Origin of the sequence: Propionivibrio sp., assembly GCF_047602565.1 — a bacterium.
GTDB lineage: Bacteria > Pseudomonadota > Gammaproteobacteria > Burkholderiales > Rhodocyclaceae > Propionivibrio.
This window is the reverse complement of sequence record NZ_JASGGX010000001.1, coordinates 1,364,165-1,389,504: the sequence shown is the minus strand read 5'-3', so window position 1 is coordinate 1,389,504 and position 25,340 is coordinate 1,364,165. Positions and strand designations below refer to the sequence as shown.

At 66.8% G+C, this 25,340-nt stretch carries 21 protein-coding genes and 1 pseudogene; 18 read left to right on the top strand and 4 right to left on the bottom strand.

Features of this window, described 5'->3' with window-relative positions; translation table 11 throughout:
* Nucleotides 1–181: 181 nt before the first annotated feature.
* The 17 genes and pseudogenes from gyrA (at nt 182) to QM701_RS06270 (ending at nt 18,951) form a co-directional block, all read left to right on the top strand.
* Nucleotides 182–2,782, top strand: coding sequence for a DNA gyrase subunit A (gene gyrA, locus QM701_RS06350; protein WP_415166246.1), 2,601 nt, complete (start codon nt 182–184; stop codon nt 2,780–2,782).
* A gap of 96 nt (nt 2,783–2,878) precedes the next feature.
* Nucleotides 2,879–3,970, top strand: coding sequence for a prephenate dehydratase (gene pheA, locus QM701_RS06345; RefSeq protein ID WP_415166245.1), 1,092 nt, complete (start codon nt 2,879–2,881; stop codon nt 3,968–3,970).
* A 24-nt stretch (nt 3,971–3,994) separates the two neighbouring features.
* Nucleotides 3,995–5,086: a histidinol-phosphate transaminase gene (gene hisC / locus QM701_RS06340; protein ID WP_415166244.1), complete on the top strand. Its 1,092-nt coding sequence runs from the start codon at nt 3,995–3,997 to the stop codon at nt 5,084–5,086.
* A 10-nt stretch (nt 5,087–5,096) separates the two neighbouring features.
* Nucleotides 5,097–5,981, top strand: coding sequence for a prephenate dehydrogenase (locus QM701_RS06335; RefSeq protein ID WP_415166243.1), 885 nt, complete (start codon nt 5,097–5,099; stop codon nt 5,979–5,981).
* Nucleotides 5,978–7,927 carry a bifunctional 3-phosphoshikimate 1-carboxyvinyltransferase/cytidylate kinase gene (locus QM701_RS06330; protein WP_415166242.1) on the top strand — a complete coding sequence of 650 codons (1,950 nt, stop codon included), beginning with the start codon at nt 5,978–5,980 and terminating at the stop codon, nt 7,925–7,927. Before QM701_RS06335 ends, QM701_RS06330 begins: the two co-directional genes overlap by 4 nt.
* Before the next feature lie 150 nt (nt 7,928–8,077).
* Nucleotides 8,078–9,757 (top strand): 30S ribosomal protein S1, encoded by a 1,680-nt coding sequence (gene rpsA, locus QM701_RS06325; protein WP_415166241.1) that lies wholly within the window; start codon nt 8,078–8,080, stop codon nt 9,755–9,757.
* Nucleotides 9,758–9,766: 9 nt separating this feature from the next.
* Nucleotides 9,767–10,039: pseudogene (locus QM701_RS06320) on the top strand (integration host factor subunit beta); the annotation flags it as partial.
* A 124-nt stretch (nt 10,040–10,163) separates the two neighbouring features.
* A complete protein-coding gene (locus QM701_RS06315) occupies nt 10,164–10,415 on the top strand; it encodes a LapA family protein (protein WP_415166240.1) in 252 nt (83 codons plus the stop codon).
* 58 nt (nt 10,416–10,473) lie between these two features.
* Entirely contained in the window at nt 10,474–11,640 is a 1,167-nt protein-coding gene (lapB, locus tag QM701_RS06310) for a lipopolysaccharide assembly protein LapB (RefSeq protein WP_415169352.1), read from the top strand.
* 11 nt (nt 11,641–11,651) lie between these two features.
* Nucleotides 11,652–12,584 (top strand): D-glycero-beta-D-manno-heptose-7-phosphate kinase, encoded by a 933-nt coding sequence (gene rfaE1 / locus QM701_RS06305; protein ID WP_415166239.1) that lies wholly within the window; start codon nt 11,652–11,654, stop codon nt 12,582–12,584.
* A gap of 14 nt (nt 12,585–12,598) precedes the next feature.
* Nucleotides 12,599–13,594, top strand: a complete 996-nt coding sequence (gene rfaD, locus QM701_RS06300; protein ID WP_415166238.1) for an ADP-glyceromanno-heptose 6-epimerase — start codon at nt 12,599–12,601, stop codon at nt 13,592–13,594.
* Nucleotides 13,584–14,486: a cysteine synthase CysM gene (gene cysM / locus QM701_RS06295; RefSeq protein WP_415169351.1), complete on the top strand. Its 903-nt coding sequence runs from the start codon at nt 13,584–13,586 to the stop codon at nt 14,484–14,486. Before rfaD ends, cysM begins: the two co-directional genes overlap by 11 nt.
* A gap of 42 nt (nt 14,487–14,528) precedes the next feature.
* The gene (locus QM701_RS06290; protein WP_415166237.1) at nt 14,529–15,323 is read left to right on the top strand and encodes a 3'-5' exonuclease; all 795 of its coding nucleotides are present in this window, start codon (nt 14,529–14,531) and stop codon (nt 15,321–15,323) included.
* Nucleotides 15,324–15,440: 117 nt separating this feature from the next.
* On the top strand, nt 15,441–15,923 hold the full coding sequence (locus QM701_RS06285; protein WP_415166236.1) for a 2TM domain-containing protein: 483 nt from the start codon (nt 15,441–15,443) through the stop codon (nt 15,921–15,923).
* An 88-nt stretch (nt 15,924–16,011) separates the two neighbouring features.
* On the top strand, nt 16,012–17,622 hold the full coding sequence (locus QM701_RS06280; protein WP_415166235.1) for an NAD+ synthase: 1,611 nt from the start codon (nt 16,012–16,014) through the stop codon (nt 17,620–17,622).
* A 38-nt stretch (nt 17,623–17,660) separates the two neighbouring features.
* A complete protein-coding gene (locus QM701_RS06275; RefSeq protein WP_415166234.1) occupies nt 17,661–17,999 on the top strand; it encodes a P-II family nitrogen regulator in 339 nt (112 codons plus the stop codon).
* Between the two features lie 133 nt (nt 18,000–18,132).
* Nucleotides 18,133–18,951, top strand: a complete 819-nt coding sequence (locus tag QM701_RS06270) for a GntR family transcriptional regulator (protein WP_415166233.1) — start codon at nt 18,133–18,135, stop codon at nt 18,949–18,951.
* 20 nt (nt 18,952–18,971) lie between these two features.
* Here the strand turns inward: QM701_RS06270 and QM701_RS06265 are convergent, their stop codons facing one another.
* The 4 genes from QM701_RS06265 to QM701_RS06250 all read right to left on the bottom strand — a co-directional run bounded on the left by QM701_RS06265 (nt 18,972) and on the right by QM701_RS06250 (nt 23,516).
* Nucleotides 18,972–19,775 carry an inositol monophosphatase family protein gene (locus QM701_RS06265; protein WP_415166232.1) on the bottom strand — a complete coding sequence of 268 codons (804 nt, stop codon included), beginning with the start codon at nt 19,773–19,775 and terminating at the stop codon, nt 18,972–18,974.
* Entirely contained in the window at nt 19,772–20,815 is a 1,044-nt protein-coding gene (locus tag QM701_RS06260; RefSeq protein WP_415166231.1) for an ABC transporter ATP-binding protein, read from the bottom strand. The genes QM701_RS06265 and QM701_RS06260 overlap by 4 nt, the downstream gene beginning before the upstream one ends.
* 62 nt (nt 20,816–20,877) lie before the next feature.
* Nucleotides 20,878–22,551, bottom strand: coding sequence for an ABC transporter permease (locus tag QM701_RS06255; protein WP_415166230.1), 1,674 nt, complete (start codon nt 22,549–22,551; stop codon nt 20,878–20,880).
* Nucleotides 22,548–23,516: an ABC transporter substrate-binding protein gene (locus tag QM701_RS06250; protein ID WP_415166229.1), complete on the bottom strand. Its 969-nt coding sequence runs from the start codon at nt 23,514–23,516 to the stop codon at nt 22,548–22,550. The genes QM701_RS06255 and QM701_RS06250 overlap by 4 nt, the downstream gene beginning before the upstream one ends.
* A gap of 495 nt (nt 23,517–24,011) precedes the next feature.
* Here QM701_RS06250 and QM701_RS06245 point away from each other — a divergent pair, with 495 nt between their 5' ends.
* The gene (locus QM701_RS06245; protein WP_415166228.1) at nt 24,012–25,304 is read left to right on the top strand and encodes a serine dehydratase subunit alpha family protein; all 1,293 of its coding nucleotides are present in this window, start codon (nt 24,012–24,014) and stop codon (nt 25,302–25,304) included.
* Nucleotides 25,305–25,340 lie beyond the last annotated feature (36 nt).

Sequence of the window (25,340 nt, the reverse complement as noted above, 5' to 3'; positions counted from 1 at the left end):
TACCGGACGCCGTATAAGCTTACTTCGGAACCCGCCGGTTTTGTCCCGCGATCTTCCGGAAATTCGGTCCGGGCGTCGGGAGCAATGGGCGGCGTGTTAGAATGGCGCGTTCGACAAAACGAAAATGCCGGTGCCGAAGTCCGTACCCGCCGGTCAACCGGTCGCCGAATTGGAACGAGCCGTGGAAATCTTCGCCAAAGAAACACTCCCCATCAGCCTCGAAGACGAGATGCGCCGGTCGTATCTCGATTACGCCATGAGCGTGATCGTCGGCCGGGCGCTGCCGGATGCGCGCGACGGCCTGAAGCCGGTGCATCGCCGGGTGCTGTACGCCATGCACGAACTGGGCAACGACTGGAACAAGGCGTACAAGAAGTCCGCGCGCATCGTCGGCGACGTGATCGGTAAATACCATCCGCACGGCGATACGGCTGTTTACGACACGATCGTGCGCATGGCGCAGGATTTCTCGCTGCGCTACATGCTGGTCGACGGGCAGGGCAACTTCGGTTCGATCGACGGCGACAACGCGGCGGCGATGCGTTACACGGAAGTGCGCATGGCGCGCATCGGCCACGAACTGCTGACCGACATCGACAAGGAAACCGTCGATTTCGGGCCGAACTACGACGGTTCGGAGCAGGAACCGCTGATCATGCCGGCGCGCATCCCGAACCTGCTGATCAACGGCTCGTCGGGGATCGCCGTCGGCATGGCGACCAACATTCCGCCGCACAACCTCAACGAGGTGGTCGAGGCGTGCCTAGCGCTGCTGCACGATCCCGAGATGACGGTCGACGATCTGATCGAGATCATTCCGGCGCCCGATTTTCCGACCGCCGGGATCATCTACGGCGTGTCCGGCGTGCGCGAGGGCTATCAGACCGGCCGCGGCCGCGTGATCATGCGCGCCCGCACGCACTTCGAGGACATCAAGGGCAGCGCCGACCGCCAGGCAATCATCGTCGACGAACTGCCGTACCAGGTTAACAAGCGTTCGCTGCTGGAACGCATCGGCGAACTGGTCAACGAGAAGAAGATCGACGGCATCGCCGATCTGCGCGACGAGTCCGACAAATCCGGCATGCGCGTGGTCATCGAGCTCAAGCGCAACGAAGTGCCGGAAGTCGTGCTCAACTGCCTGTACAAGCAGACGCAGCTGCAGGATACCTTCGGGATGAACATGGTGGCGCTGGTCGACGGCCAGCCGCGTTTGCTCAACCTGAAGCAGATGCTCGACTGCTTCCTGGCGCACCGGCGCGAGATCATCACCCGGCGCACCGTGTTCGACCTGCGCAAGGCGCGCGAGCGGGCGCACATCCAGGAAGGCCTGGCCGTGGCGCTGGACAACGTCGATGAAATCATCGCCCTGATCAAGGCCTCGCCGACGCCGGCGGACGCCCGGCGCGGGCTGATGGGCAAGCTGTGGCAGTCGGCGACGGTGGGCGAGATGCTGCAGCGCGCCGCGCTGGACGCGACGCGCCCGGAAGGGCTGGGGCTCGAATACGGCTTGTCGCGGAGCGGTTACCTGCTGTCCGAGGCGCAGGCGCAGGCGATCCTGGAACTCCGCCTGCAGCGCCTGACCGGCCTCGAACGCGACAAGATCGTCGCCGACTACGCCGAACTGCTCGAACGCATCGCCGACCTGATGGACATCCTGGCCCGGCCGGAGCGCATCACCGAGATCATCGCCGAGGAGCTCAACGTCGTGCGCGCGCAGTTCGGCGACAAGCGGCGCTCGGAGATCGTCCTCGACACGCAGGACCTGGGCATCGAGGACTTCATCACGCCGCAGGACATGGTGGTCACGCTGTCGCATTCGGGCTACATCAAGTCGCAGCCGCTCGCCGACTATCGCGCCCAGCGGCGCGGTGGGCGCGGCAAGCAGGCGGCGACGGTCAAGGAAGACGATTTCGTTGACCATTTGTTTACCGCCAACACCCACGACTACATCCTCTGCTTCTCCAATCGCGGGCGGGTCTACTGGCTCAAGGTCTACGAGGTGCCGCAAGGCGCGCGCACCGGGCGCGGCAAGCCGATCGTCAACATGTTCCCGCTCGAGGACGGGGAGAAGATCAACGCCATCCTGCCGATCAAGGAATTCGTCGAAGACCGCTTCATTTTCATGTGCACCGCGCAGGGTACGGTGAAGAAGACGCCGCTGTCGGATTTCTCCAATCCGCGCAAGGCCGGCATCATCGCGGTGGCGCTCGACGAGGGTGACTACCTGATCGGCGCCGAGATCACCAGCGGCACGCAGGACATCGTGCTCGTCTCCGATGCCGGCAAGGCGGTCTGGTTCGACGAGGAGGACGTCCGGCCGATGGGCCGCACGGCGCGCGGCGTGCGCGGCATGCGGCTGGGCGAGGGGCAGCAGGTGCTGTCGCTGCTGGTCGCCGAGAACCACCAGGAAACGGTGCTGGTGGCCACCGAGAACGGCTTCGGCAAGCGCACGGTGCTGGCCGATTTCCGCCACTCGGGCCGGGGCAAACAGGGCGTCATCGCCATCGCCGCCAGCGAGCGCAACGGCAAGGTCGTCGCCGCGCGGCTGGTCAAGGACGAGGACGAGATCATGCTGATCACCACTGGCGGCGTGCTGATCCGCACGCGCGTGGCCGAAATCCGTGAACTCGGGCGGGCGACGCAGGGCGTGACCCTGATCGCGCTCGACGACGGAGAAAAGCTGGCCGGCCTGGAGAAGGTGGTCGAGTCCGAGGACGACGCCGAGAACGGCCAGGAAAAGGATGCGGCGGATTCCGCGCCGGAGCAGGACGGGGAATAATAGCGCTGTTGGAAAGCGCCGCGCGATCGGCGTCGGGCCGGATTTTCTCCGTCCAACCAGGGGAAGGTTTTTCTGAAGAGGGCTACCTGCATTGCCATGAGCGACGCGCTGAAAAAGGAACTCGCCGAAGTGCGCGGCGAAATCGACGCCATCGACGCGCAACTGCTCGACCTGCTCAACCGCCGGGCGCGCTGCGCCCAGAAGGTCGGGGAGATCAAGGCGGCGCACGGCGAGGGCGGCTTCATCTACCGGCCGGAGCGCGAGGCGCAGGTATTGCGGCGGATTCAGGACATGAACGCCGGGCCGCTGCCGGATGAGAGCGTGACCTGGTTCTTCCGCGAGGTGATGTCGGCCTGCCTGTCGCTCGAACGGCCGCTGACCGTGGCCTTTCTCGGGCCGCTCGGCACCTTTTCGGAAAGCGCGTCCACCAAGCACTTCGGGCACGCCGCGCAACTGCAGCCGCAGACCTCGATCGACGACGTGTTCCGCGAGGTCGAGGCCGGGCATGCCGATTTCGCCGTGGTGCCGGTGGAAAATTCGACCGAGGGCGCGATCGGGCGCACGCTCGACCTGCTGATGACCTCGCCGCTCAGGATGTGCGGCGAAGTCGTGCTGCCCATCCATCAGCACCTGATGACCCGCGAGGCATCGCTGGAGAACATCGCCAAGGTGTATTCGCACGCGCAGTCGCTGGCGCAGTGCCATGAATGGCTCAACCGCTCGCTGCCCAAGGCGCAGCGCATTCCCGTCGGCAGCAACGCCCAGGCCGCGCAGCTGGCCGCGGCGGAAGCCGGAACGGCGGCCCTGGCCGGCGAGGCGGCCGCCGAACGCTACGGCCTGCCCGTGCTCGTCGGCAACGTCGAGGACGAGCCGAACAACACCACCCGCTTCGTCGTGCTCGGACGCCAGGAGGCCGGCCCGTCGGGACGCGACAAGACCTCGCTGATCATGTCCGCGCCCAATCGCACCGGCTCGCTGTGCGAACTGCTTGCGCCGTTCTCCGACGCCGGCGTGTCGATGACGCGCCTGGAATCGCGGCCGGCGCGCCATACGCTGTGGGAGTACGTGTTCTACGTCGACGTCGACGGGCACCGCGACGATCCGCGGGTGGCCCGCGCACTGGCCGAACTGGCGCGCCGCGCCGCCTACCTGAAGGTGCTCGGGTCGTATCCCGTCGCCGTTTACTGAACCACTTTCGTCGAGGATTCGAGCATGTCGCTTTGTGACCAGTCGCTGCCCTACGTTCGCGCCATTTCGCCCTACCAGCCCGGCAAGCCGATCACCCAACTGGCCCGCGAAATGGGCATCCCGGTCGAGCGGATCGTCAAGCTGGCGTCCAACGAGAACCCGCTGGGCATGAGCCCGAAGGCACGGGCCGCGCTGGAAGCGGCGGTGGGCACGCTGGAACGCTACCCCGACGACTTCGAGCTGAAGGCGGCCGTCGCCGCGCATACCGGCCTCGGGCGGGAGCGCATCGTCCTGGGCAACGGCTCGAACGACCTGCTCGACATGGCGGCGCGCGTGTTCCTGGCGCCGGGGCGCTCGACGGTCTTTTCGCAGCACGCCTTCGCGGTGTACCCGCTGGCCTCGCTGTCCGTCGGCGCCGAGCTGATCGCCGTGCCGGCCAGGGAGTTCGGGCACGACCTCGACGCCATGCGCGCCGCCGTGCGGCCGGATACGCGCCTCGTCTGGATCGCCAACCCCAACAACCCGACCGGCACCTTCGTGCCGTATCCGCAGCTCAAGGAATTCATGCGCGCGCTGCCCGGCGACGTCGTGGTGGTGCTCGACGAGGCCTACAACGAATATCTGCCGGCCAGGGTGAGCGCCGACTCCAAGGACTGGCTCGGCGAATTCCCGAACCTGGTGATCACGCGCACCTTTTCCAAGATCTATGGCCTGGCCGGGCTGCGTGTCGGCTATGCGCTGGCTTCGGCGGAAATCGCCGACCTGATGAACCGCGTGCGCCAGCCGTTCAACTGCAACAACCTGGCCCTGGCGGCGGCGACGGCGGCGCTCGACGACCGCGAATTCGTCGCGCGCAGCCAGGAGCTCAACCGCGCCGGCATGGAACAACTGGTCGCGGGCTTCCGCCAGCTCGGCTTCGAGTTCATTCCGTCGTACGGCAATTTCGTCGCCTTCCGGGCCGGCGACGCCGCCACGGTCAACGACAAACTGCTGCGGCAGGGCGTGATCGTCCGCCCGGTCGCCGGCTACGGCATGCCAGAGTGGCTGCGCGTGACCATCGGCACCGAGGCGGAGAACCGGCGCTTCCTGCAGGCGCTGGAGACCGCCCGCGGATGAGGACGGGCCGATGAGTTCCGAGCCGGAATTCGGCAAGGTCGTCGTCTTCGGTGTCGGCCTGATCGGCGGATCGTTCGCGCTGGCGCTGAAGGCCGCCGGGCAGGTCGAGGAAGTCGTCGGTTTCGGACGCAGCCTGTCCACCCTGACGCAGGCGCTGGACCTGGGCATCATCGACCGCATCGGGATCAATCCGGGGCAGGAGACCGTGGAGGCCGATCTGGTGCTGCTCGCCACCCCGGTCGGGCAGATGCCGGAGATCATGGCCCGCATCGCGCCCTACCTCGGGCCGGAAACCGTGGTCACCGACGGCGGCAGCACCAAGTCCGACGTGGTGGCCGCGGTGCGCGAGCATCTCGGCGAACGGGCAGGTCAGTTCGTGCCGGCGCATCCGATCGCCGGCGCGGAGAACAGCGGCGCGGCGGCCGCGCGGGCCGACCTGTACCAGCACAAGAAAGTGGTGCTCACGCCGCTGCCGGAGAACCCGGTCCTCAACGTCGCGCGCGTCCGCTCGGCCTGGGAGTGGTGCGGCGCCCAGCTCTTCGAGTTGACGCCGGAGGAGCACGACCGCGTCTTCGCCGCGGTCAGCCACCTGCCGCACCTGTTGTCGTTCGCCCTGGTGCACGGCCTGGCGGTGCGGGACGACAGCGAACTCTATTTCAATTTCGCCGCCAGCGGCTTCCGCGACTTCACGCGCATCGCCGCCAGCCATCCGGAAATGTGGCGGGACATCTGCCTGGCCAACCGCGTCGCCCTGCTCGGCGAGCTGGACCGTTACCAGGAGCAGCTCGACGAACTGCACGACGCGCTCTCGCGTGGCGACGGCGCGGTGCTGGAAAAGACCTTCGACGTGGCGCGCGCGGCGCGGCGCGCCTGGGACGGAAGCAAGTCCAGATGAGCACGCCGGAATCCATCGACCTGCCGGAACTGCTGTCCGCGCGGGGCAGCGTCCGCCTGCCCGGCTCGAAGAGCATCTCCAACCGGGTGCTGCTGCTCGCCGCGCTGGCCGAGGGCGGCACCGAGATCCGCGACCTGCTCGAATCCGACGATACCGCGCGCATGCGCGAAGCCCTGGGCGCGCTCGGCGTGGCGATGACGCCGTTGGGCGGTAACGCCTGGCGCCTGACCGGCGCCGGCGGCGCCTTTCCGGTCAAGCGCGCCGAACTCTTCCTCGGCAACGCCGGCACGGCCTTCCGTTCGCTGACCGCGGCCCTGGCGCTGTGCGGCGGCGATTACCGCCTGTCCGGCGTGCCGCGCATGCACGAGCGGCCGATCGGCGACCTCGTCGACGCCCTGCGCCAGCTCGGCGCCGACATCGAATACACGGCCGACGCGGGCTATCCGCCGCTGCACATCCGCCCGGCGGCGATCCGTCCGGGCGGCACGGTGCGCATCCGCGGCGACGTGTCGAGCCAGTTCCTGACCGGCCTGCTGATGGCGCTGCCGCTGACCGGCGTGGAAACGGCCATCGAAGTCGTCGGCGAGCTGATTTCCCGGCCGTATGTCGAGATCACGCTGGCCATGATGGAACGCTTCGGCGTGCGGGTCGAACGGCACGGCTGGCAACGCTTCGTCGTGCCGGCCGGCTGCGTTTACCGCTCGCCCGGCGTCGTTTACGTCGAGGGCGACGCCTCGTCGGCGTCGTATTTCCTGGCGCTCGGCGCGATCGGCGGCGGGCCGCTGCGCGTCGAGGGCGTCGGGCAGGACTCCGTGCAAGGCGACGTGCGCTTTGCCGACGCACTGGCGCAAATGGGCGCGCGCATCGCCCTGGGGCCGAACTGGATCGAGGCCAGCGGGCCGGAGAACGGTGGCCTGCGCGGCATCGAACTCGACTGCAACGCCATCCCCGATGCGGCGATGACGCTGGCGACGGCGGCGCTGTTCGCTGAAGGGCCGACGACGCTGAAGAACATCGCCAGCTGGCGGGTCAAGGAAACCGACCGCATCGCCGCGATGGCGGCCGAACTGCGCAAGCTCGGCGCCGTGGTCGAGGAGGGCGGCGACTGGCTGCGGGTGACGCCGCCCGCCGCGCTCGTTTCGCCTCACCAGGGCATCGACACCTACGACGATCACCGCATCGCCATGTGCTTCTCGCTCGCCGCGCGCGGCGTGCCGGTGCGCATCAACGAGCCGGGCTGCGTGGCCAAGACCTTTCCCGACTACTTCGCCCGCTTCGCCGAGGTGACCCAGGCCGTGCCGGTGATCGCCATCGACGGCCCGTCGGCGTCGGGCAAGGGCACGATCGCCGCCAAGGTGGCGGCGGCGCTGGGCTGGCATTACCTCGACTCCGGCGCCATCTACCGCCTGACCGCGCTGGCGGCGCAGCGGGCCGGCGTGGCCTGGGACGACGAGGCGGGCGTGGCCCGCATCGCCGCCGGGCTCGACGCGGAGTTCGGCGAGAACTCGATCCGGCTGTCCGGCGAGGAGGTCGGCGACGCCATCCGCCACGAGGCCATTTCCATCGGCGCCTCGCACGTCGCCGCCCTGCCGGCGGTGCGCCGGGCGCTGCTTTTCCGGCAACGCCTGTTCCGTCGCGCGCCGGGGCTGGTGGCGGACGGCCGGGACATGGCGTCGGTCGTCTTCCCCGACGCGCGGACCAAGGTTTTCCTCACGGCCAGCGTCGAGGTGCGCGCCCAAAGGCGCTATAAGCAGTTGATCGAAAAAGGAATCGCTGCTAGTATTACCCCTCTTTTGCTGGACTTGCGCGAACGCGATCTGCGGGACAGTCAACGCAGCGTGGCGCCGTTGCAGCAAAGCGAAGAGGCCCACCTGCTCGATACGACGGACCTGTCCATCGCCCAAACCGTGGCGCAGGTCCTGGCATGGAGTGGAACGGCCGGGTAGCAGCCGGGCATGGCGCAGCAGCGTTGCTGCGCAGGCCCGTTTCGGTGTCGCCGGGACGATTTTCCCTCGGGCCGGCGACGTGGTTTCAACTCAACCCCATCCGCATCACGCGGTAACACACAATCTCCTATGTCAACCAATCCCACCCCCATGCAGGAAAGTTTTGCCGATCTCTTCGAGGCCAGCCTCAACCGCCAGGAAATGCGTCAAGGCGAGGTCATCACCGCGCAGGTCGTGCGCATCGACCAGAATTTCGTCGTGGTCAACGCCGGACTGAAGTCCGAGAGCTACATCGACCGGGACGAATTCCTCAACGATGCCGGTGAAATCGAAGTCGCGGTCGGCGATTTCGTCCAGGTCGCCATCGAACAACTGGAGAACGGTTTCGGCGAAACCCGCCTCTCCCGCGAGCGCGCCAAGCGCGTCGCCGCCTGGAACGCTCTGGAAATGGCCCTCAACGACGGCTCGCTGGTCACCGGCACGATCACCGGCAAGGTCAAGGGCGGCCTCACCGTCATGACCAACAGCGTGCGCGCCTTCCTGCCGGGCTCCCTGGTGGACATGCGCCCGGTCAAGGACACCACGCCGTACGAGGGCAAGACCTTCGAATTCAAGGTCATCAAGCTCGATCGCAAGCGCAACAACGTCGTCGTCTCGCGCCGCGCCGTGCTCGAAGCCACGGTGGGCGAGGAACGCGAGGCGCTGCTCTCCAACCTCAAGGAAGGCAGCATCGTCAAGGGCGTGGTCAAGAACATCACCGACTACGGCGCCTTCGTGGACCTGGGCGGCATCGACGGCCTGCTGCACATCACCGACCTGGCCTGGCGCCGCGTCCGCCATCCGTCCGAAGTGCTGGCCGTGGGCGACGAAGTGCAGGCCAAGATCCTCAAGTTCGACCAGGACAAGAACCGCGTCTCGCTGGGCCTGAAGCAGCTCGGCGAAGATCCGTGGGTCGGCATCTCGCGCCGCTACCCGCAGGGCACCCGCCTGTTCGGCAAGGTCACCAACCTGACCGACTACGGCGCCTTCGTCGAGATCGAGCAGGGCATCGAAGGCCTGGTGCACGTCTCGGAAATGGACTGGACCAACAAGAACGTCCATCCGTCGAAGGTCGTCCAGCTCGGCGACGAAGTCGAGGTGATGATCCTCGAAATCGACGAGGAACGCCGCCGCATCTCCCTGGGCATGAAGCAGTGCGTCGCCAATCCGTGGGACGACTTCGCCATGAACCACAAGAAGGGTGACAAGGTGAAGGGCGCCATCAAGTCGATCACCGACTTCGGCGTGTTCATCGGCCTGCCGGGCGGCATCGACGGCCTGGTGCACCTGTCCGACCTGTCGTGGTCGACGCCGGGCGAGGAAGCCATCCGCAACTTCAAGAAGGGCGACGAGGTGGAAGCCGTGGTGCTGGCCATCGATACCGAGAAGGAGCGCATCTCGCTGGGCATCAAGCAGCTCGACGGCGATCCCTACACCAGCTTCATCGCCACGCACGAGAAGAACGCCATCGTCAAGGGCACGGTCAAGTCGGTCGACGCCCGCGGCGCGGTGGTCACGCTCGACGGTGACATGGAAGGCTATCTGCGCGCCTCCGAAGTCTCGCGCGACCGTATCGACGATCTGACCAAGGTGTACAAGGAAGGCGACGAGGTCGAGGCGATGATCATCAACATCGACCGCAAGACGCGCTCCATCAACCTGTCGGTCAAGGCCAAGGATCAGGCCGAGCAGCACGAGGCCATGCAGAAGTTCTCGGCCGAGAGCAGCGTCAGCTCGGGTACGACCAACCTCGGCGCCTTGCTGAAGGCCAAGCTGAACAGCCAGCAATAAGGTCCTCGCATGACCAAGTCAGATCTGATCGCGCGGCTGGCCGAGCGGTTTCCGCAACTGGTCGCGAAGGATGCCGATTTTGCGGTCAAGATGATTCTCGATGCGTTGTCCGAGGCGCTGGTCAAGGGCGACCGCATCGAGATCCGGGGGTTCGGCAGCTTCTCGCTGAACTACCGGCCGCCGCGCGTCGGCCGCAACCCCAAATCCGGCGACAAGGTGCGCGTCCCGGAAAAGTGGGTGCCGCATTTCAAGGCTGGCAAGGAATTGCGGGAGCGCGTCGAACAAGTCGATCAAAGCGGTCTGAATGACGGACGTGTTCGGATGAATGAACGGGCGGCAACTGGTTTTGCCGCCCTTTTCTTTCAGGAGGTCGGAATCGATGCGTGTTCTCTTGTGGTGTTGCCGGGTGTTCATCTTCCTGTTTCTGCTGGCTTTTGCGCTGAAGAACACGGACCCGGTGAACGTCTATTTCTTCTTCGATACGTCCTGGCAGGCGCCGCTGATCATCGTCGTGCTCGCCTTCTTCGCCGGCGGGATGGCGCTCGGCGTGCTGGCCCTGCTCGGCACGGTGTTCGGGTTGAAGCGCGAGATCTCGCGCCTGAAGCGCGGCAAGGCCGACGGCGGCAGGGACGAAATCGCGGAGACGCCGCTGCCCTGAACCGCGGCACGTTCGCCCGGCGGCGCCGGGCCGAACCGGACGAGTGAACAAAAAAATGATCGAACTCGAATACTGGCAGCTTCTTTTCTTTCCCCTTTTCTTCGGCCTGGGCTGGGCGGCGGCGCGTATCGACATCCGCCACCTGGTGCGCGAATCGCGGGCGCTGCCCCGGTCGTATTTCCAGGGGCTCAACTTCCTGCTCAACGAGCAGCCCGACCGGGCGATCGAAGCCTTCGTCGAAGCCGTCAAGGTCGATCCCGAAACGGTCGAGCTGCATTTCGCGCTGGGCAGCCTGTTCCGCCGGCGCGGCGAGACCGAGCGCGCCATCCGCATGCACCAGAGCCTGATCGAGCGCGACGACCTGCCCGAGGAGCTCAAGCTGCAGGCGCTGTCCGAGCTCGGCCAGGATTACCTCAAGGCCGGCCTGCTCGACCGCGCCGAGGACATCTTCGACAAGCTGCGCGAGTCGCCGCGCGCCGAGGACGCCAAGCGCAACCTGCTCGAAATCTACCAGCTCGAAAAGGACTGGGCGAAGGCCATCGCCATCGCCGCCGAACTGCCGGATTTCGCCTCGCAGAAGGAAATCGCCGAATACCATTGCGAACTGGCTGCGGCCGAGATGATGCGCGCCCGCCCGGAGGCGGCGGCCGAGCACCTCAGGTCCGCGCTCGAACGCAACCGCAAGTGCGTGCGCGCCAGCCTGCTGCAGGGCGACATCGCGGCGCAGCAGGGGCGCCTGGAGGAGGCCATCGCCTGCTGGCAGCGCATCGAGCAGCAGGACCCGCCTTATCTCGCGCTGGTGGCCAAACGCCTGCTCGAAGCGTTCCGTAAGCTGGAGCGGCGCGAGGAAGGGCTGCTGCTGCTGCGCGGCTATCTCGAACGCTATCCGTCGCTCGACCTGCTCGACGTCGTTTTCCAGCTGGTGATCGAAGCGGAAGGGCCGGAAGCGGCGTATGGGCTGGTCCGCGACGAATTGCGGCGCAACCCGACGCTGCTCGGCTTCGACAAGCTGATCGAGGCGCGGCTGCTGATCGCCCCACCCGAGGCGCGCGCCGATCTCGACCTGGCCAAGGGCATCGTGCAGGGCTACACGCGCCGTCTGGCGCGCTATCGGTGCGATAATTGCGGCTTCAAGGCGCGCCAGTTCTATTGGCGCTGCCCGGCGTGCGGCGGCTGGGAAACCTATTCGCCGAAGCGCACCGAAGAATTCGACTTGGCACCTTAGGATTTTTCCGCATGGCCCTCCCCGATCTTTCCTCCGTCCGGCTGCTCATCGTCGGCGACGTGATGCTCGACCGCTACTGGTTCGGCGACGTCTCGCGCATTTCGCCCGAGGCACCGGTGCCGGTGGTCAAGGTCGAGCGCAGCGAGGAGCGTCCCGGCGGTGCGGCCAACGTGGCGCGCAACGCGGCCGCGCTCGGCGCGCGGGTGGCGCTGCTCTCCCTGGTCGGCAAGGACGAGGCCGGCGCGCGGCTGGCGCAACTGGCTCGCGAGGGCGGCATCGACGCCAGCCTGCACGTCAACGAGGCGGTGTCAACCACTGTCAAGCTGCGCGTGATTGGCCGCCAGCAGCAGCTGCTGCGCATCGACTTCGAGAACCGGCCGTCGCACGAGGTGCTGCGCGCCAAGCTCGACGAATTCGCCCGGCGCCTGCCCGGCTGCGACGCCGTGGTGTTTTCCGATTACGGCAAGGGCGGGCTGACGCACATCGGCGAGATGATCCGGCTGGCGCGCGACGCCGGCAAGACCGTGCTGGTCGATCCGAAGGGCGACGACTATTCCGCCTACGCCGGCGCCACGCTGATCACCCCGAACCGCTCGGAAATGCGCGAAGTGGTCGGGCGCTGGAAGGACGAGGCGGACCTGGAGCGCCGGGCGGCCGAACTACGCGGCCAACTGGACCTGGAGGCGCTGCTGGTGACGCGCAGCGAGGAGGGCATGTCGCTGTTCCTGGCGGACCGGGCGATCCACGAGAAGGCCGTGGCGCGCGAAGTGTTCGACGTGTCCGGCGCGGGCGACACGGTCATCGCCACGCTGGCGGTGATGCTGGCGCACGGCGCCGGCTGGGCGCCGGCGATCCACGTGGCCAACGTCGCGGCCGGCATCGTGGTCGGCAAGCTGGGCACGGCCGTGGTCACCCGCGACGAACTGGCGGCCGCACTGAACTAGCAAGGAGTCCCACTATGTACACCATCGTCACCGGCGCGGCCGGTTTCATCGGGGCGAACGTCGTCAAGGCGCTCAACGAGCGCGGCGTGACCAGGATCATCGCCGTCGACAACCTCAAGCGGGCCGAGAAGTTCAAGAACCTCGTCGACTGCGAGATCGCCGACTATCTCGACAAGGAGGATTTCCTCGCGCGCCTGCGGGCCGGGCAGTTCGACAGCGCGGTGAACGCCGTGCTGCACCAGGGCGCCTGCTCCGACACCATGGAGACCGACGGCCATTACATGATGGAGAACAACTTCCGCTACTCGCTGGCGCTGCTCGACTGGTGTCAGGCGCGGAAGATCCAGTTCATCTATGCCTCCAGCGCGGCGACCTACGGCGGCAGCAGCCGCTTCACCGAGGAGCGCGCCTTCGAGGCGCCGCTCAACGTGTATGGCTACTCCAAGTTCCTGTTCGACCAGATCGTGCGCCAGCGCCTGCCGGAAGCCTCCGCGCAGATCGCCGGCTTCCGCTACTTCAACGTCTACGGCCCGCGCGAAGCGCACAAGGGGCGCATGGCGTCGGTGGCCTTCCACCACTACAACCAGTTCCGCAGCGAAGGCAAGGTCAAGCTGTTCGGAGGCTGCGACGGCTACGGCAACGGCGAGCAGAAACGCGATTTCGTCTATGTCGGCGACGTCGCGCGGGTGAACCTGTTCTTCCTCGACCACCCGGAAAAATCCGGCATCTTCAACGTCGGCACCGGGCGGGCGCAGAGCTTCAACGAACTCGCCGCGGCCAACGTGAACAGCTGCCGCGCCCTGCAGGGCAAGCCGGCTGAACCGCTCGACGCACTGCTGGCGCAGGGCTTCATCGAATACATCCCGTTCCCCGAGGCGCTGAAAGGCAAGTACCAGAGCTTCACCCAGGCCGACCTCACCCGCCTGCGCGAAGCCGGCTACGAGGCGCCGTTCGCCCGCGTCGAGGAAGGCGTGGCCCACTACGTTCGCTGGCTCAACGATCATGTATAAGACGCTCGAAGATTACGTCGGCGAAACGCCGCTGGTGCGCCTGAAGCGCCTGCCCGGCGCGGCGGCCGAGGCGCGGGGCAACGTCCTGCTGGCCAAGCTGGAAGGCAACAACCCGGCCGGCTCGGTCAAGGACCGGCCGGCGCTGTCGATGATCCAGCGGGCCGCGCGGCGCGGCGACATCAAGCCCGGCGACACGCTGATCGAGGCCACCTCCGGCAACACCGGCATCGCGCTGGCGATGGCCGCGGCAATGGGCGGCTACCGCATGATCCTGGTCATGCCGGAAAACCAGAGCGTCGAGCGCCGCCAGACGATGCGCGCCTTCGGCGCCGAGCTGGTGCTCACTCCGCGCGACGGCGGCATGGAACTGGCGCGTGACGTCGCCGAGAAGCTGCGCGACGAAGGCAAGGGCGTGATCCTCGACCAGTTCGCCAACCCCGATAACCCGCTCGCGCATTACGAAGGGACCGGGCCGGAAATCTGGCGCGACACGCAGGGGCGCGTCACGCACTTCGTCAGCAGCATGGGCACCACCGGCACGATCATGGGTGTTTCGCGCTACCTCAAGGAGCAGAACCCGGCCGTGTGCATCGTCGGCTGCCAGCCCGAGGACGGCTCGCAGATTCCGGGCATCCGCAAATGGCCGGAAGCCTACCTGCCGAAGATCTTCGACCGCACGCTGGTCGATCGCGTCGAATCGGTCTCGCAGGGCGACGCCGAGCGCATGACACGCCGCCTGGCGCGCGAGGAAGGCATCTTCGCCGGCATCTCGTCCGGCGGCGCGCTGGCCGTGGCGCTGCGCCTGGCCGAGGAAGTGCGCGACGCGACGATCGTCGCCATCGTCTGCGACCGCGGCGACCGCTACCTTTCGACCGGGGTTTTTCCGGCTTGAAACCACGGAGGCAGACGGTACCTCATCCTCGCAGGCCCTCCGATGAAACCCGTCCTCGTTTTCGACATCGAGACCATCCCCGACGTACCGGGGCTGCGCCGCCTGCACGGGCTCGATTCGGCGCTTTCCGACGCCGAGGTAGCGGAGATGGCTTTCCAGCAGCGCCGGGTGCAGAGCGGCAACGACTTCCTGCCGCATTACCTGCAGCGCGTGGCCGTCATTTCCTGCGCCCTGCGTTCGGGCCGGGATCTGCGCGTGTGGTCGCTGGCCGAGCCGGAACAGGGCGAAGCCGAGATCATCCAGCGTTTCTTCGACGGCATCGAGAAGTTCACGCCGCAGCTCGTCTCCTGGAACGGCGGCGGCTTCGACCTGCCGGTGCTGCACTACCGCGGGCTGATCCACGGCGTCGCGGCGCCGCGCTACTGGGACCTCGGCGACGGCGACTACGGCGACAGCCGCGACTTCAAGTGGAACAACTACATCAGCCGCTACCACACCCGCCATCTCGACCTGATGGACCTGCTGGCCATGTACCAGCCGCGCGCCAACGCGCCGCTCGACGACCTGGCCAAGCTGATCGGCTTCCCCGGCAAGCTCGGCATGGACGGCGGCAAGGTGTGGGAGGCGTGGCAGGCCGGCGAGATCGCCGGCATCCGCGACTACTGCGAAACCGACGTGATGAACACCTACCTCGTCTACCTGCGCTTCCGCCTGATGCGCGGCGAAATGTCGCGCGAGGAGTACGAGAGCGAACTCCTGTTCGTGCGCAGCGAACTGGAAAAGCTGAACAAGCCGCATTGGGCGGAATTCCTGGCCGCCTGGAACACCGCCGGCTGACGGGCGCCCGTCGGCGGCCGCTGTCGCGTCGCTGACGTGTCCGTGTCGCCTCGCTGTCGTCGCGCTCCGTCCAGGGATGCGCCACTCTTGCCAAACCACGGCAACGGAGACATCGGAATGCTTATCCAGAAGCTGCGTCTGAAACGCGGATGGTCCCAGCAGCAGTTGGCCGACGCCAGCGGCTTGAGCGCGCGGACCATCCAGCGCATCGAGGCGGGGCAGCCCGCGAGCACAGAAACGCTCAAGTCGATCGCCGCCGTGTTCGAGCTGGACTTTTCAATCCTTGACACGGAGAGACACATGGCACAAATGGCGGCGACGGAACTTCCCTGCGACGAACAACGGGAAAAGGAAGCTTTCGACCACGTGCGCGGACTGCGCAGGTTCTATCTGCACTGTTTTCGCTACGTGCTGGTGAATCTCGCGCTGGCGGCGATCAATCTGATCCAGTCGCCCGGACGCTGGTGGGTGCTCTGGGTGATGGGCGGCTGGGGCATCGGCCTGTTGCTGCACGCCTTCCGGGTGTTCGGGCCGGACTGGATGCTGGGCCCGGAATGGGAAAGGCGGCAGGTCGAACGGCGTCTCGGGCGGCCGCTTTAGGCCGCAGGCGGGGGTGGCGAACGCGGTTTCCGGGCTGCCGGCCGGTTTCCGCGTTTTTTCGGGCGCGGCCTCGTTTATAGTTACGCCTATGCCACTCAAGATCGCTATTGCCCAAATGAACGCGGTGGTCGGCGACGTCGCCGGCAACGCCGCCAGGATTCTCGATTTCGCCCGGCGCGCCAAGGAGCGCGGGGCGGACGTGATGCTCACCCCCGAACTCGCGCTGTGCGGCTATCCGCCCGAGGATCTGCTGCTGCGCGAGGATTTCTATGCCGCCTGCGCCGCCGAGATGCAGTCGCTGGCCGGCCAGCTGCCGGATCTGGCGGTGATCGTCGGGCATCCGCTGGCGGAGGACGGCAAGCGTTTCAACGCGGCGACGCTGATCCAGGGCGGCCGGGCGGTCGCCACGTACCGCAAGCAGCGCCTGCCCAACGCCGAGGTCTTCGACGAGAAACGCTACTTCGACCCGAGCGAGACGCCCTGCGTGGCGGCGATCAAGGGCGTGCGCTGCGGCATCAACATCTGCGAGGACGTGTGGTCGGCCGGCACGGCCGACCAGGCGCGGGATGCCGGCGCGGAAGTGCTGTTCGTGCTCAACGCCTCGCCCTACCACATCGGCAAGCAGGGGCTGCGCGCCGAGGTGCTGCGCGAACGCATCGAGACGACGGGCCTGCCGGTCGTCTATGTCAATCTCGTCGGCGGGCAGGACGAACTGGTTTTCGACGGCGGCTCCTTCGTCCTCGACGCGGGCGGCGAGGTGTGCTGCCAGCTGCCCAAGTTCGAGGAGGCGCTGGAGATCGTCGAGATCGCCGACGGCGCGCCGCTGCCCGGTCCGTTCGTGCCGGAACAGCCGATCGAGCCGGAAGTGTACCGGGCGCTGGTGCTCGGCGTGCGCGACTACCTGGGCAAGAACGGCTTCCCGGGCGCGCTCATCGGCCTGTCCGGCGGCATCGATTCGGCGCTCACGCTGTGCGTCGCGGTCGACGCGCTGGGCGCCGACAAGGTGCGCGCGGTGATGATGCCGTCGCCCTACACGGCGGAGATCAGCCTGGCCGACTCGCGCGAGATGATCCGCCGGCTGGGCGTGCGCTACGACGAGATTCCGATCGCGCCGGCGATGCAGACCTTCGCCGCGATGCTGGAGAAGGAATTCGCCGGACTGCCCGCCGACACCACCGAGGAAAACCTGCAGGCGCGCATCCGCGGCATGATCCTGATGGCCCTGTCCAACAAGACCGGCGCGCTGGTGCTGACCACCGGCAACAAGTCGGAGATGGCGGTCGGCTACTGCACGCTGTACGGCGACATGGCCGGCGGCTTCGCGGTGATCAAGGACATCGTCAAGACGCTGGTCTATCGCATCGCGCGCTGGCGCAACACGGTGGGCGACGTCATCCCGGAGCGCATCATCACCCGGCCGCCGTCGGCCGAGCTGAAGCCGGGCCAGACCGACCAGGACAGCCTGCCGCCGTACGACGTGCTCGACGCCATCGTCGAGGCCTACATGGAGCACGATCTGAGTCCGCGCGAGATCATCGCGCGCGGCTATGCCGAGGCGGACGTGCGCCGCGTCGTGCGCCTGCTCAAGATCAGCGAATACAAGCGCCGGCAGGCGCCGGTCGGCATCCGCGTGACGCAGCGCGGCTTCGGCAAGGACTGGCGCTATCCGATCACCAATCGTTATCGTGATCCTTACTGACCGGTCACGATCTTGCGCAACCCTCCAGGAGTCAATCAATGAAGAAAATCGAAGCGATCATCAAGCCGTTCAAACTCGATGAAGTGCGCGAGGCGCTGTCGGACATCGGGGTCACCGGCCTGACGGTCACCGAGGTCAAGGGCTTCGGCCGCCAGAAGGGGCACACCGAGCTGTATCGCGGCGCGGAATACGTGGTCGATTTCCTGCCCAAGGTGAAGATCGAGATCGTCGTCGGCGACGAGGCGGTCGAAATGGCGATCGAATCGATCATCAAGGCCGCGCATACCGGCAAGATCGGCGACGGGAAGATCTTCGTCATGCCGGTCGAGCAGGTGGTGCGCATCCGCACCGGGGAGACCGGCGAAGCGGCGCTCTGAGCCGGACGCCGATACCACGATCCTTTCCCGCAACGGCCCGCCGCGCAGGCGGGCCGTTCTTTTCCTGGCGATCAATGCCTGCCTTCGTGCGCGCCGTTACAATGATTCCCGAATCCGATCCCAGAGTGCATGTATGAACGCCAGCCAGCAGAACCTGCTCGTCAATTCGCGCCGCGCGGCCCGGATGTGGAAGGACAGAGGCAGCGCCTTCCCGCTCGCGGTGCGCGAGGGGGGCACGAAGCACGAGCGATTGCGCGAGGAGTTGCTGCGTTCCATCGACACTTTCGGGCTCAAGCCTTACGACGCGCTGCCCAGCGAAGCCGGCTTGTGCGAGCTGTATTCGGTGTCCCGCGCGGTGGTGCGGCAAACGCTGGAGGGGATGGAGAACGATGGGCTGATCTTTCGCGTCAAGGGGAAGGGGTCGTTCCTGGCGGAGCATGCCGGGACCGAAGGCAACCGCTTCACGCTCAAGGGGCTTTACACGCAGATGGTGGCGCGTGGCGGCACGGCCTTCACGACCAGGATCCTGCGCAGCGGCTTCCGCAAGGCGCCCGGCGAGATCGCCAAACGGCTCGGTATCGCGCCGGGTACGCGCGTTTATTATCTCGAACGGCTCCGTCTCGCCAACGAGACGCCCTGGGTCCGGATCGAGAGTTATATTCCGCTGCCGCTGGGCGAGCAGGTGTCCCGCAGCGACGCGTCGACGACGCCCCTGCATGTCATCTTCCGGACATACGGCACGCGGGTGGCCAAGGCGGATCGGAGCGTCGAAGTGCGGGCGGCTGCGGCGGAGGAAATCGAATTGATGGCGCTCGGCGACTTTCCTTTCCTGCTCATGCTGCTCAGCGTCCACTACGATCCGGCGGGGCGGGCGCTGGAATATTCCCGCGCCTCCTATCGCGGCGACAGCAGCCGCCTGGACTTTTCGATCTCGGGCGATATCGACGAATAGCCGCCGGGCCGGCGGCGCGGTCAGGGGCCGATTCCGTAGTCGGCCGGATCGAGATGCAAACCGGGGGCGCTGACCAGGATGCGCGCGACATTCAGCGGGTCGCGCACCGGGTCGTCGACGAGGCGGCCCTGCCGGTCCGCGCCGAAGAAGCGGCAGCCCGAGGCCTGCGCGAAGGCGAGGCCGGCGGCGATGTCCCAGGGATGGAAACTGTATTCGTAGCACGCGGCCGCCCTGCCGGCGGCGACATAGGCGACGTGCAGGGCGCAGGAGCCGAGGCGGCGCACCGCCCTGAACCGCCGCAGCGAACGCGAGAAGCGTTCGAGTTCGACGCCCGCGAGGGGCGCGCCCTCGTAGGGCGCGTTGGTCAGGAGTTCGCCGTGGGCCGGCGCCAGCGGCTGGTCGTCCCAGCGCCACGGCGTGCCGTTGCAGCGCAAGGTGTCGCCGGCGAGGGAGAACAACTCGTCCCGCATCGGGTCGTATGTCGCCGCCGCGAGCGGACCGCTGCGATCCTCGACCCGCAGCGTCGTGGCGAAGATCGGCAGGCCGGAGGCGAAATTGCTGGTGCCGTCGATGGGGTCGATGATCCAGAGCAGCTCGCCCTCGCCGCGCATGCCGCCTTCCTCGCCGAGGATGCGGGAGTGCGGGAAACGCTTTTCGATCGATTCGATGATCGCCATCTCGACCTGACGGTCGGTCTGGGTGACGATGTCGAAATGTCCGGCCTTCTCCTGCGCTTCCATTCTCCGTTCGGCCTGGAACGCCGCGCGCGCCAGGGTGCCGCCGAGCCGCGCGAATTCGACGACCGCCGCTTCGTAGATATTCACGCCGGCGTTCCTCCTGTTTCGGAGACGATCCAGGCCTTCGCCGCCGAGAGATCGAGCGGCACGCGATCGCCGGGCTTCAGGGGTGTCGCCTTGCTCGTGTCGAACACGAGGAGCCCGTCCCCGGAAAAATCGAAATGGTATTCCGTCTGCATTCCCTGGAAGACTTTTCGCACGACCGGGAAGGCCGGGCCACTGGCGTCGCGTCCGATCGCGATCGATTCCGGCCGGATCACGCAGGTGACGAGGTCGCCGACGGACTTGCCGGCAAGGTGGCCACGCCAGCCGTCCGCCACGAATTCGAGCCCGTTGACGGCGACGTTCGCCCGCAGGACGTCCGGATCGGCCAGCGGCGAAAGCGCCGCGATGCGGGCGCGGATGATGTTGGCGCGGCCCATGAAGCGGGCGACGAATTCGCTCACCGGCCGCGCATAGATCATCTCCGGCTCGGCATCCTGCTCGACCCGGCCCTGGTTCATCACCACCACCCGGTCGGAAATGGCCAGGGCTTCGGACTGGTCGTGCGTGACGTAGAGGCTGGTGATTCCGAGATCCTGCTGGATGGCGCGCAGATCGTCGCGCACGCGCTCGCGCAACTGCGCGTCCAGGTTGGAGAGCGGCTCGTCGAACAGCAGGACGCGCGGGCGGGTGACCACCGCCCGCGCCACCGCGACGCGCTGCTGCTGGCCGCCGGACAGCTGGTTCGGCGCCCGGTCGGCATAGTCCCCGAGACTCATTAGCGCGAGGATGTCGTCGATGCGGCGCCGCAGTTCCGGCGTCAGCGGCCCGCGGCTTTCGAGGCCGTAATTGACGTTCTCGCGCACCGTCATGTGCGGGAAGAGCGCGTAGTTCTGGAAGACGATGCCGACGTCCCGCTGTCTGACCGGCTTGTCGGTCACGTCGCTGCCGTCGATCAGGATGCGGCCGCTGCTGGGGCGCTCGAACCCGGCCAGCATGCGCAGGGTGGTGGTCTTGCCGCAGCCGGACGGGCCGAGCAGCGTCACCAGCGTGCCCTCCGCCAGGGTCAGATCCAGCTCCGACACGGCCGCTTTCTGGGGCGGGCGCCCATAGTGCTTGCTCACACCCGCGAACGTCACGCTGGCCACTAGGCATTCCTCCTTTTACCGCCGATGAAATTCAGGATCAGCGAGGTGGCGGCCAGGACGGCGAGCACCACCACGACCAGCAGCACGCAATAGGCGGCCGCGGTGCTGAGCGCGGAAGACTGGATCTGGCCGAGAATCGTCACCGTGACCAGTGTCCAGTCGGCCGAAACCAGGAAGATCACGGCGCTCAGCGTGATCAGCGAACGGGTGAACGCATAGGCCAGCGCGGTGAACAGGGCGGGCAGCATGAGCGGAAAGCTGATCCGCCAGAAGGTCCGCCAGCCCGAGGCGCCGAGCGCCTGCGAGGCTTCCTGGATCGACGGGTCGACCTGCCGCAGCTGGTTCTCGCCGGCGTCGATGCCGACCTGCATGTTGCGGATGGCCATCGCGGCCACGATGATCATCGCCGTTCCGGTCAATTCGAGCGGCGGCCCGTTGAACGCCAGGATGAAGCCGATGCCGACGATCGTTCCCGGCGCGGCGAAGGCGAGCCGGGTCAGCCAGCGCAGGCCGCCGGCGCCCGGCAAGGCGCGCCCGTTGAGCAGATAGGCCACCAGCATGCCGCCGAAGGCGGTGATCGGCGCCGCGATCAGCGCCAGTTCGATCGAGTTCCGCAGCGAGCGGAAACCGGAGTCGAAAATGTGGTGGTAATGCGCCAGCGTCAGGGTGCTGTCGGCGCCCACCGTGCGCATGAAGGAGATCGCGAAGACCGTGCCGTAGAGCAGCAGCGTGGCGCCGGTGATCAGCGCGCAGAGGAGCGTGAGGCCGCCGACGGCGAGCGGATGGTCGTTGCGCACGGGTTCGCGCCCCGGTTTTCCGGTGACGGTGACGTAGGATTTCCTGCGCGTCCAGTAATGCTGGACGAGGAAGGCGCTCATGGACGGAACCAGGAGCGCCAGCGCCAGCACCGAGCCGGCGCTCATGTTGTACATCGAGGTGATCTGCGTGTAGGCCTCCACGGCGAGCGTCGTGTAGTTGCCGCCGATCAGCATCGGATTGCCGAAATCCTCAAGCGAGCGGACGAAGACCAGGATGAACGAAACCACCACCGCCGGGCCGCACAGCGTGAGCGTGATCTTGCGGAAGGTCCGCCAGCTGGATGCCCCCAGCGAAAGCGAGGCATCCTCCAGCGAGGCGTCCATCGCCAGCAGCATTCCCCGGATGTTCAGATAGGCCAGCGAACTGAACGACAATGTCTGGATCAGCAGCAGGCTGCCGAAGCCGTAAACGTCCGCACCGCGGATTCCCAGCAGCGCGCTGCTGATCAGCCCCGAGCGCCCGAAAAGCAGGATGATCGCCAGGGCCAGGACGAAGGGCGGCGCCACGATGGGGAGCAGGGCGAGCAGATGGAACAGCCGGCGGCCGGGTGCCGTCGTCCTCGTCACGGTGTAGGCGAGGATGAACCCCGCGAGCGTCGAGGTGATGCCCGTGGCCAGCGCCAGGGCGACGGAGTTCCGGAAAGCGCGCCACACCACTTCCTGGTTCAGATAGCCCCACAGGGCGGCGGCGTCCAGGCCGTCCTCGCCGGACGCCGCCTGGCGGACGACCGCCAGGACGGGCACCGCCGCGAAGAGGAAGACGCCGGCCCACAGGAGCGCGAAGACGAGGAAGCGCGCCGGCTCCCGGCGCGCATTGGCCAGGGCTTCCGGCATGGCCGTTCCGGCGAAGCTCATTTGGCCTGCGCGCGGCTGCTGATTTCGGCCTCGAATTTCTGTAGCAGTCGCGCCCGGTTCTCACCCGCCCAGAAGGCGTCATAGTTCATCAGCTTGACTTTCGACGTGTCAACGATGGCGTTCTCGTTCGGCACGCCCGGCACGACGGGACGCCAGAACGACTTGGCAACGGCCTTCTGGCCGTTCTCGGTCAGAATCCAGTCCACGAAGGCCCGCGCGTTGGCCGCCTGCGCCTTGGGGCCGTTGGCGATCAGCGCCACGGCGTTGACGCCGTAGCCCGTGCCGCTGGCGGGGAAGGTGGCCTCGACGTCGTAGCCCTTGCTGCGGGCGAGTTCGATATCCATGACGTACGATACGGCGACCGCGGCCTGTCCCAGCGCCGTCATGTTGGCCGGCGCGCCGCCCGATTTGGTGAACTGCGCGACGTTCTTGGCGATGTCCCGCATCAGCGCGAAACCGCGTTCCTCGCCATAGGCCTGGACCAGCGTGGCCAGCACGGCGAAGCCGGTGCCCGACGAGGCGGGATGCGCCAGCACGATCGAACCGCGCAGGGCGGGGTTGGTCAACTCCTCCCAGCTCGCCGGCGCCCCGATGCCGAGTTCCTTGAGCAGTTTCCTGTTCGACTCGATGCCGAGCGGCGCCCAGGAGGTCGGGGTCCAGAAATTCTGCGGGTCCTTGTATTTTGCGTCGATCCTGTCGGCGCCTTTGGCGACATAGGGTTCCAGCAGCCTTTCGCTGGCCGCCTGGATATAAACGTCGGCCGAACCGCCGATCCAGACCGCCGTCTTCGGATTGTTCCTCTCGGCCTTGATCCGGGCCAGATTCTCGCCAGCCGACAGGCTGATGAACTTGACCTCGATCCCGGTATCGGCGGTGAACGCCTTGGTGATGGTTTCGCAATCGACCTGCGACATCGAGCAGTAGGCGCTGACCGACTCGGCTGCGCCGGCACCCGCTGCCGCCATCCAGATCACTCCTGCAAATGCGGCTGTTCCGACATGCTTCATGGTTTCTCCTCCCGTTGGTTTTCTGAAACCTGTCATGCCAAGTTTAGGAGGTTGTCGGGAGGACGTCAATGCGCAATTCGGGGCAATCGCACGAATGTTCATGGAATCCATAGGTGAGACTCAGGTACCCGTGCCGTCATTCCGGCGCAAGCCGGAATCCAGTTTTGCGGGGCACGAACTGGGTCCCGGCTGGCGCCGGGACGACGCTGTCTTCACGAAATCGTGCTTTGCCTGGCCCGCCGTTTCCTCTTCCCGTGCGGAATATTTTTTCAACAGGCCTGCGAATTCAGGCTTCTGTTGGCATGTAAATGCCGTGATATCTTGTATTGCAGAAAATATTACTAATATTTTTTATTTTAAAAATAAATATTGTTAAGTTTTATATCAAAGAAGTATTATTTTTCTACTATTACCGCCGGGCGGCCTTGCTGAAATCCTCATGAGGAACTTGAATTGACCCCCCAGACGCTGCTGTGGCCCGCGTTTCTCAAGGCCCTCAAACACGAAGTGGTGCCCGCGCTCGGCTGTACCGAGCCGGTTTCCCTGGCGCTGGCGTCGGCCATCGCCGCAAGGCATCTCGACGGCCCGCCGGAGCGTATCGAGGCCAGGGTCTCGGCCAACCTGATGAAGAACGGCATGGGAGTGACCGTTCCCGGCACGGGGATGCTCGGGCTGCCGATCGCCGCGGCGGTCGGGGCGCTCGGCGGCGATCCGGACGGCGGCCTGGAGGTGCTGCGCCAACTGTCGCCCGACGCGGTGGCCGCGGGCAAGCGGATGCTGGCGGAGAAGCGCGTGGACGTGGGCATCGCCGCGGTGCCGCACATCCTTTACGCGGAGGTCCGCCTGTTCCGCAACGACGACCGGGTGCGCGTCTGCATCGCCGATTCGCATACCGGCGTCGTTCTCGTCGAAAAGAACGGCGAGATCCTGTTCAAGGCCGAGCCGGGCTCGGACGGCTGCGCGCCGGACCCTATGCCGGACGGTGCGACGGCCGCCGACATCTTCGATTTCGCGGTTGCGGCGCCGTTCGGCGAAATCGCCTTCATCCTCGAAGCCGCCCGGCTCAACGCGCGGCTGGCCGAGGAAGGCATGCGCGGCGGGTACGGCCTGCACATCGGCGCCACCCTGCGCCGCAACGTCGATTCGGGGCTGCTTTCCGACGATCTGCAGACGCGCGTCGTGATGCGCTCCGCCGCGTGCTCGGACGCGCGCATGGGCGGCGCCACGCTGCCGGCGATGAGCAATTCCGGTTCCGGCAACCAGGGCATCGTCGCCACCCTGCCGGTGGTGGTGGTCGCCGAGCACGTCGGGGCCGGCGACGAGGCGCTGGCCCGCGCCCTGGCGCTGTCGCACCTGATGGCCATCTACATTCACGGCAAGCTGCCCCGGCTCTCCGCGCTGTGCGCCGTCACCACGGCGGCGATGGGCGCGGCGTCCGGGATGGCCCGGCTGCTTGGCGGGGACTTCAAGACCGTGAGCATGGCCATCTGCAGCATGATCGGCGACCTGGCCGGGATGATCTGCGACGGCGCGTCAAACAGTTGCGCGATGAAGGTGTCGACGTCGGCCAGTTCGGCCTACAAGGCGGTGCTGATGGCGCTCGACGATGCGCGGGTGACCGGGCAGGAAGGCATCGTGGCGGATGGCGTCGACCAGTCCATCACCAACCTCTGCGCTCTGGCCAACGGGAGCATGGCGCATACCGACCGGCAGATCATCGAGATCATCATGGCTAAGCACTGCTGATCGCCGGCCCGCCCGCGACGGCGGCGCCGCCGGGCG

What these genes read in the sequence shown, in the direction of transcription:
- pheA (WP_415166245.1), top strand. Translation starts at nt 2,879, where the DNA reads ATGAGCGACGCGCTGAAAAAGGAACTCGCCGAAGTGCGCGGCGAAATC.
- hisC (WP_415166244.1), top strand. Translation starts at nt 3,995, where the DNA reads ATGTCGCTTTGTGACCAGTCGCTGCCCTACGTTCGCGCCATTTCGCCC.
- QM701_RS06335 (WP_415166243.1), top strand. Translation starts at nt 5,097, where the DNA reads ATGAGTTCCGAGCCGGAATTCGGCAAGGTCGTCGTCTTCGGTGTCGGC.
- QM701_RS06330 (WP_415166242.1), top strand. Translation starts at nt 5,978, where the DNA reads ATGAGCACGCCGGAATCCATCGACCTGCCGGAACTGCTGTCCGCGCGG.
- rpsA (WP_415166241.1), top strand. Translation starts at nt 8,078, where the DNA reads ATGCAGGAAAGTTTTGCCGATCTCTTCGAGGCCAGCCTCAACCGCCAG.
- rfaE1 (WP_415166239.1), top strand. Translation starts at nt 11,652, where the DNA reads ATGGCCCTCCCCGATCTTTCCTCCGTCCGGCTGCTCATCGTCGGCGAC.
- rfaD (WP_415166238.1), top strand. Translation starts at nt 12,599, where the DNA reads ATGTACACCATCGTCACCGGCGCGGCCGGTTTCATCGGGGCGAACGTC.
- QM701_RS06290 (WP_415166237.1), top strand. Translation starts at nt 14,529, where the DNA reads ATGAAACCCGTCCTCGTTTTCGACATCGAGACCATCCCCGACGTACCG.
- QM701_RS06285 (WP_415166236.1), top strand. Translation starts at nt 15,441, where the DNA reads ATGCTTATCCAGAAGCTGCGTCTGAAACGCGGATGGTCCCAGCAGCAG.
- QM701_RS06280 (WP_415166235.1), top strand. Translation starts at nt 16,012, where the DNA reads ATGCCACTCAAGATCGCTATTGCCCAAATGAACGCGGTGGTCGGCGAC.
- QM701_RS06275 (WP_415166234.1), top strand. Translation starts at nt 17,661, where the DNA reads ATGAAGAAAATCGAAGCGATCATCAAGCCGTTCAAACTCGATGAAGTG.
- QM701_RS06270 (WP_415166233.1), top strand. Translation starts at nt 18,133, where the DNA reads ATGAACGCCAGCCAGCAGAACCTGCTCGTCAATTCGCGCCGCGCGGCC.
- QM701_RS06255 (WP_415166230.1), bottom strand. Translation starts at nt 22,551, where the DNA reads ATGAGCTTCGCCGGAACGGCCATGCCGGAAGCCCTGGCCAATGCGCGC.
- QM701_RS06250 (WP_415166229.1), bottom strand. Translation starts at nt 23,516, where the DNA reads ATGGCGGCAGCGGGTGCCGGCGCAGCCGAGTCGGTCAGCGCCTACTGC.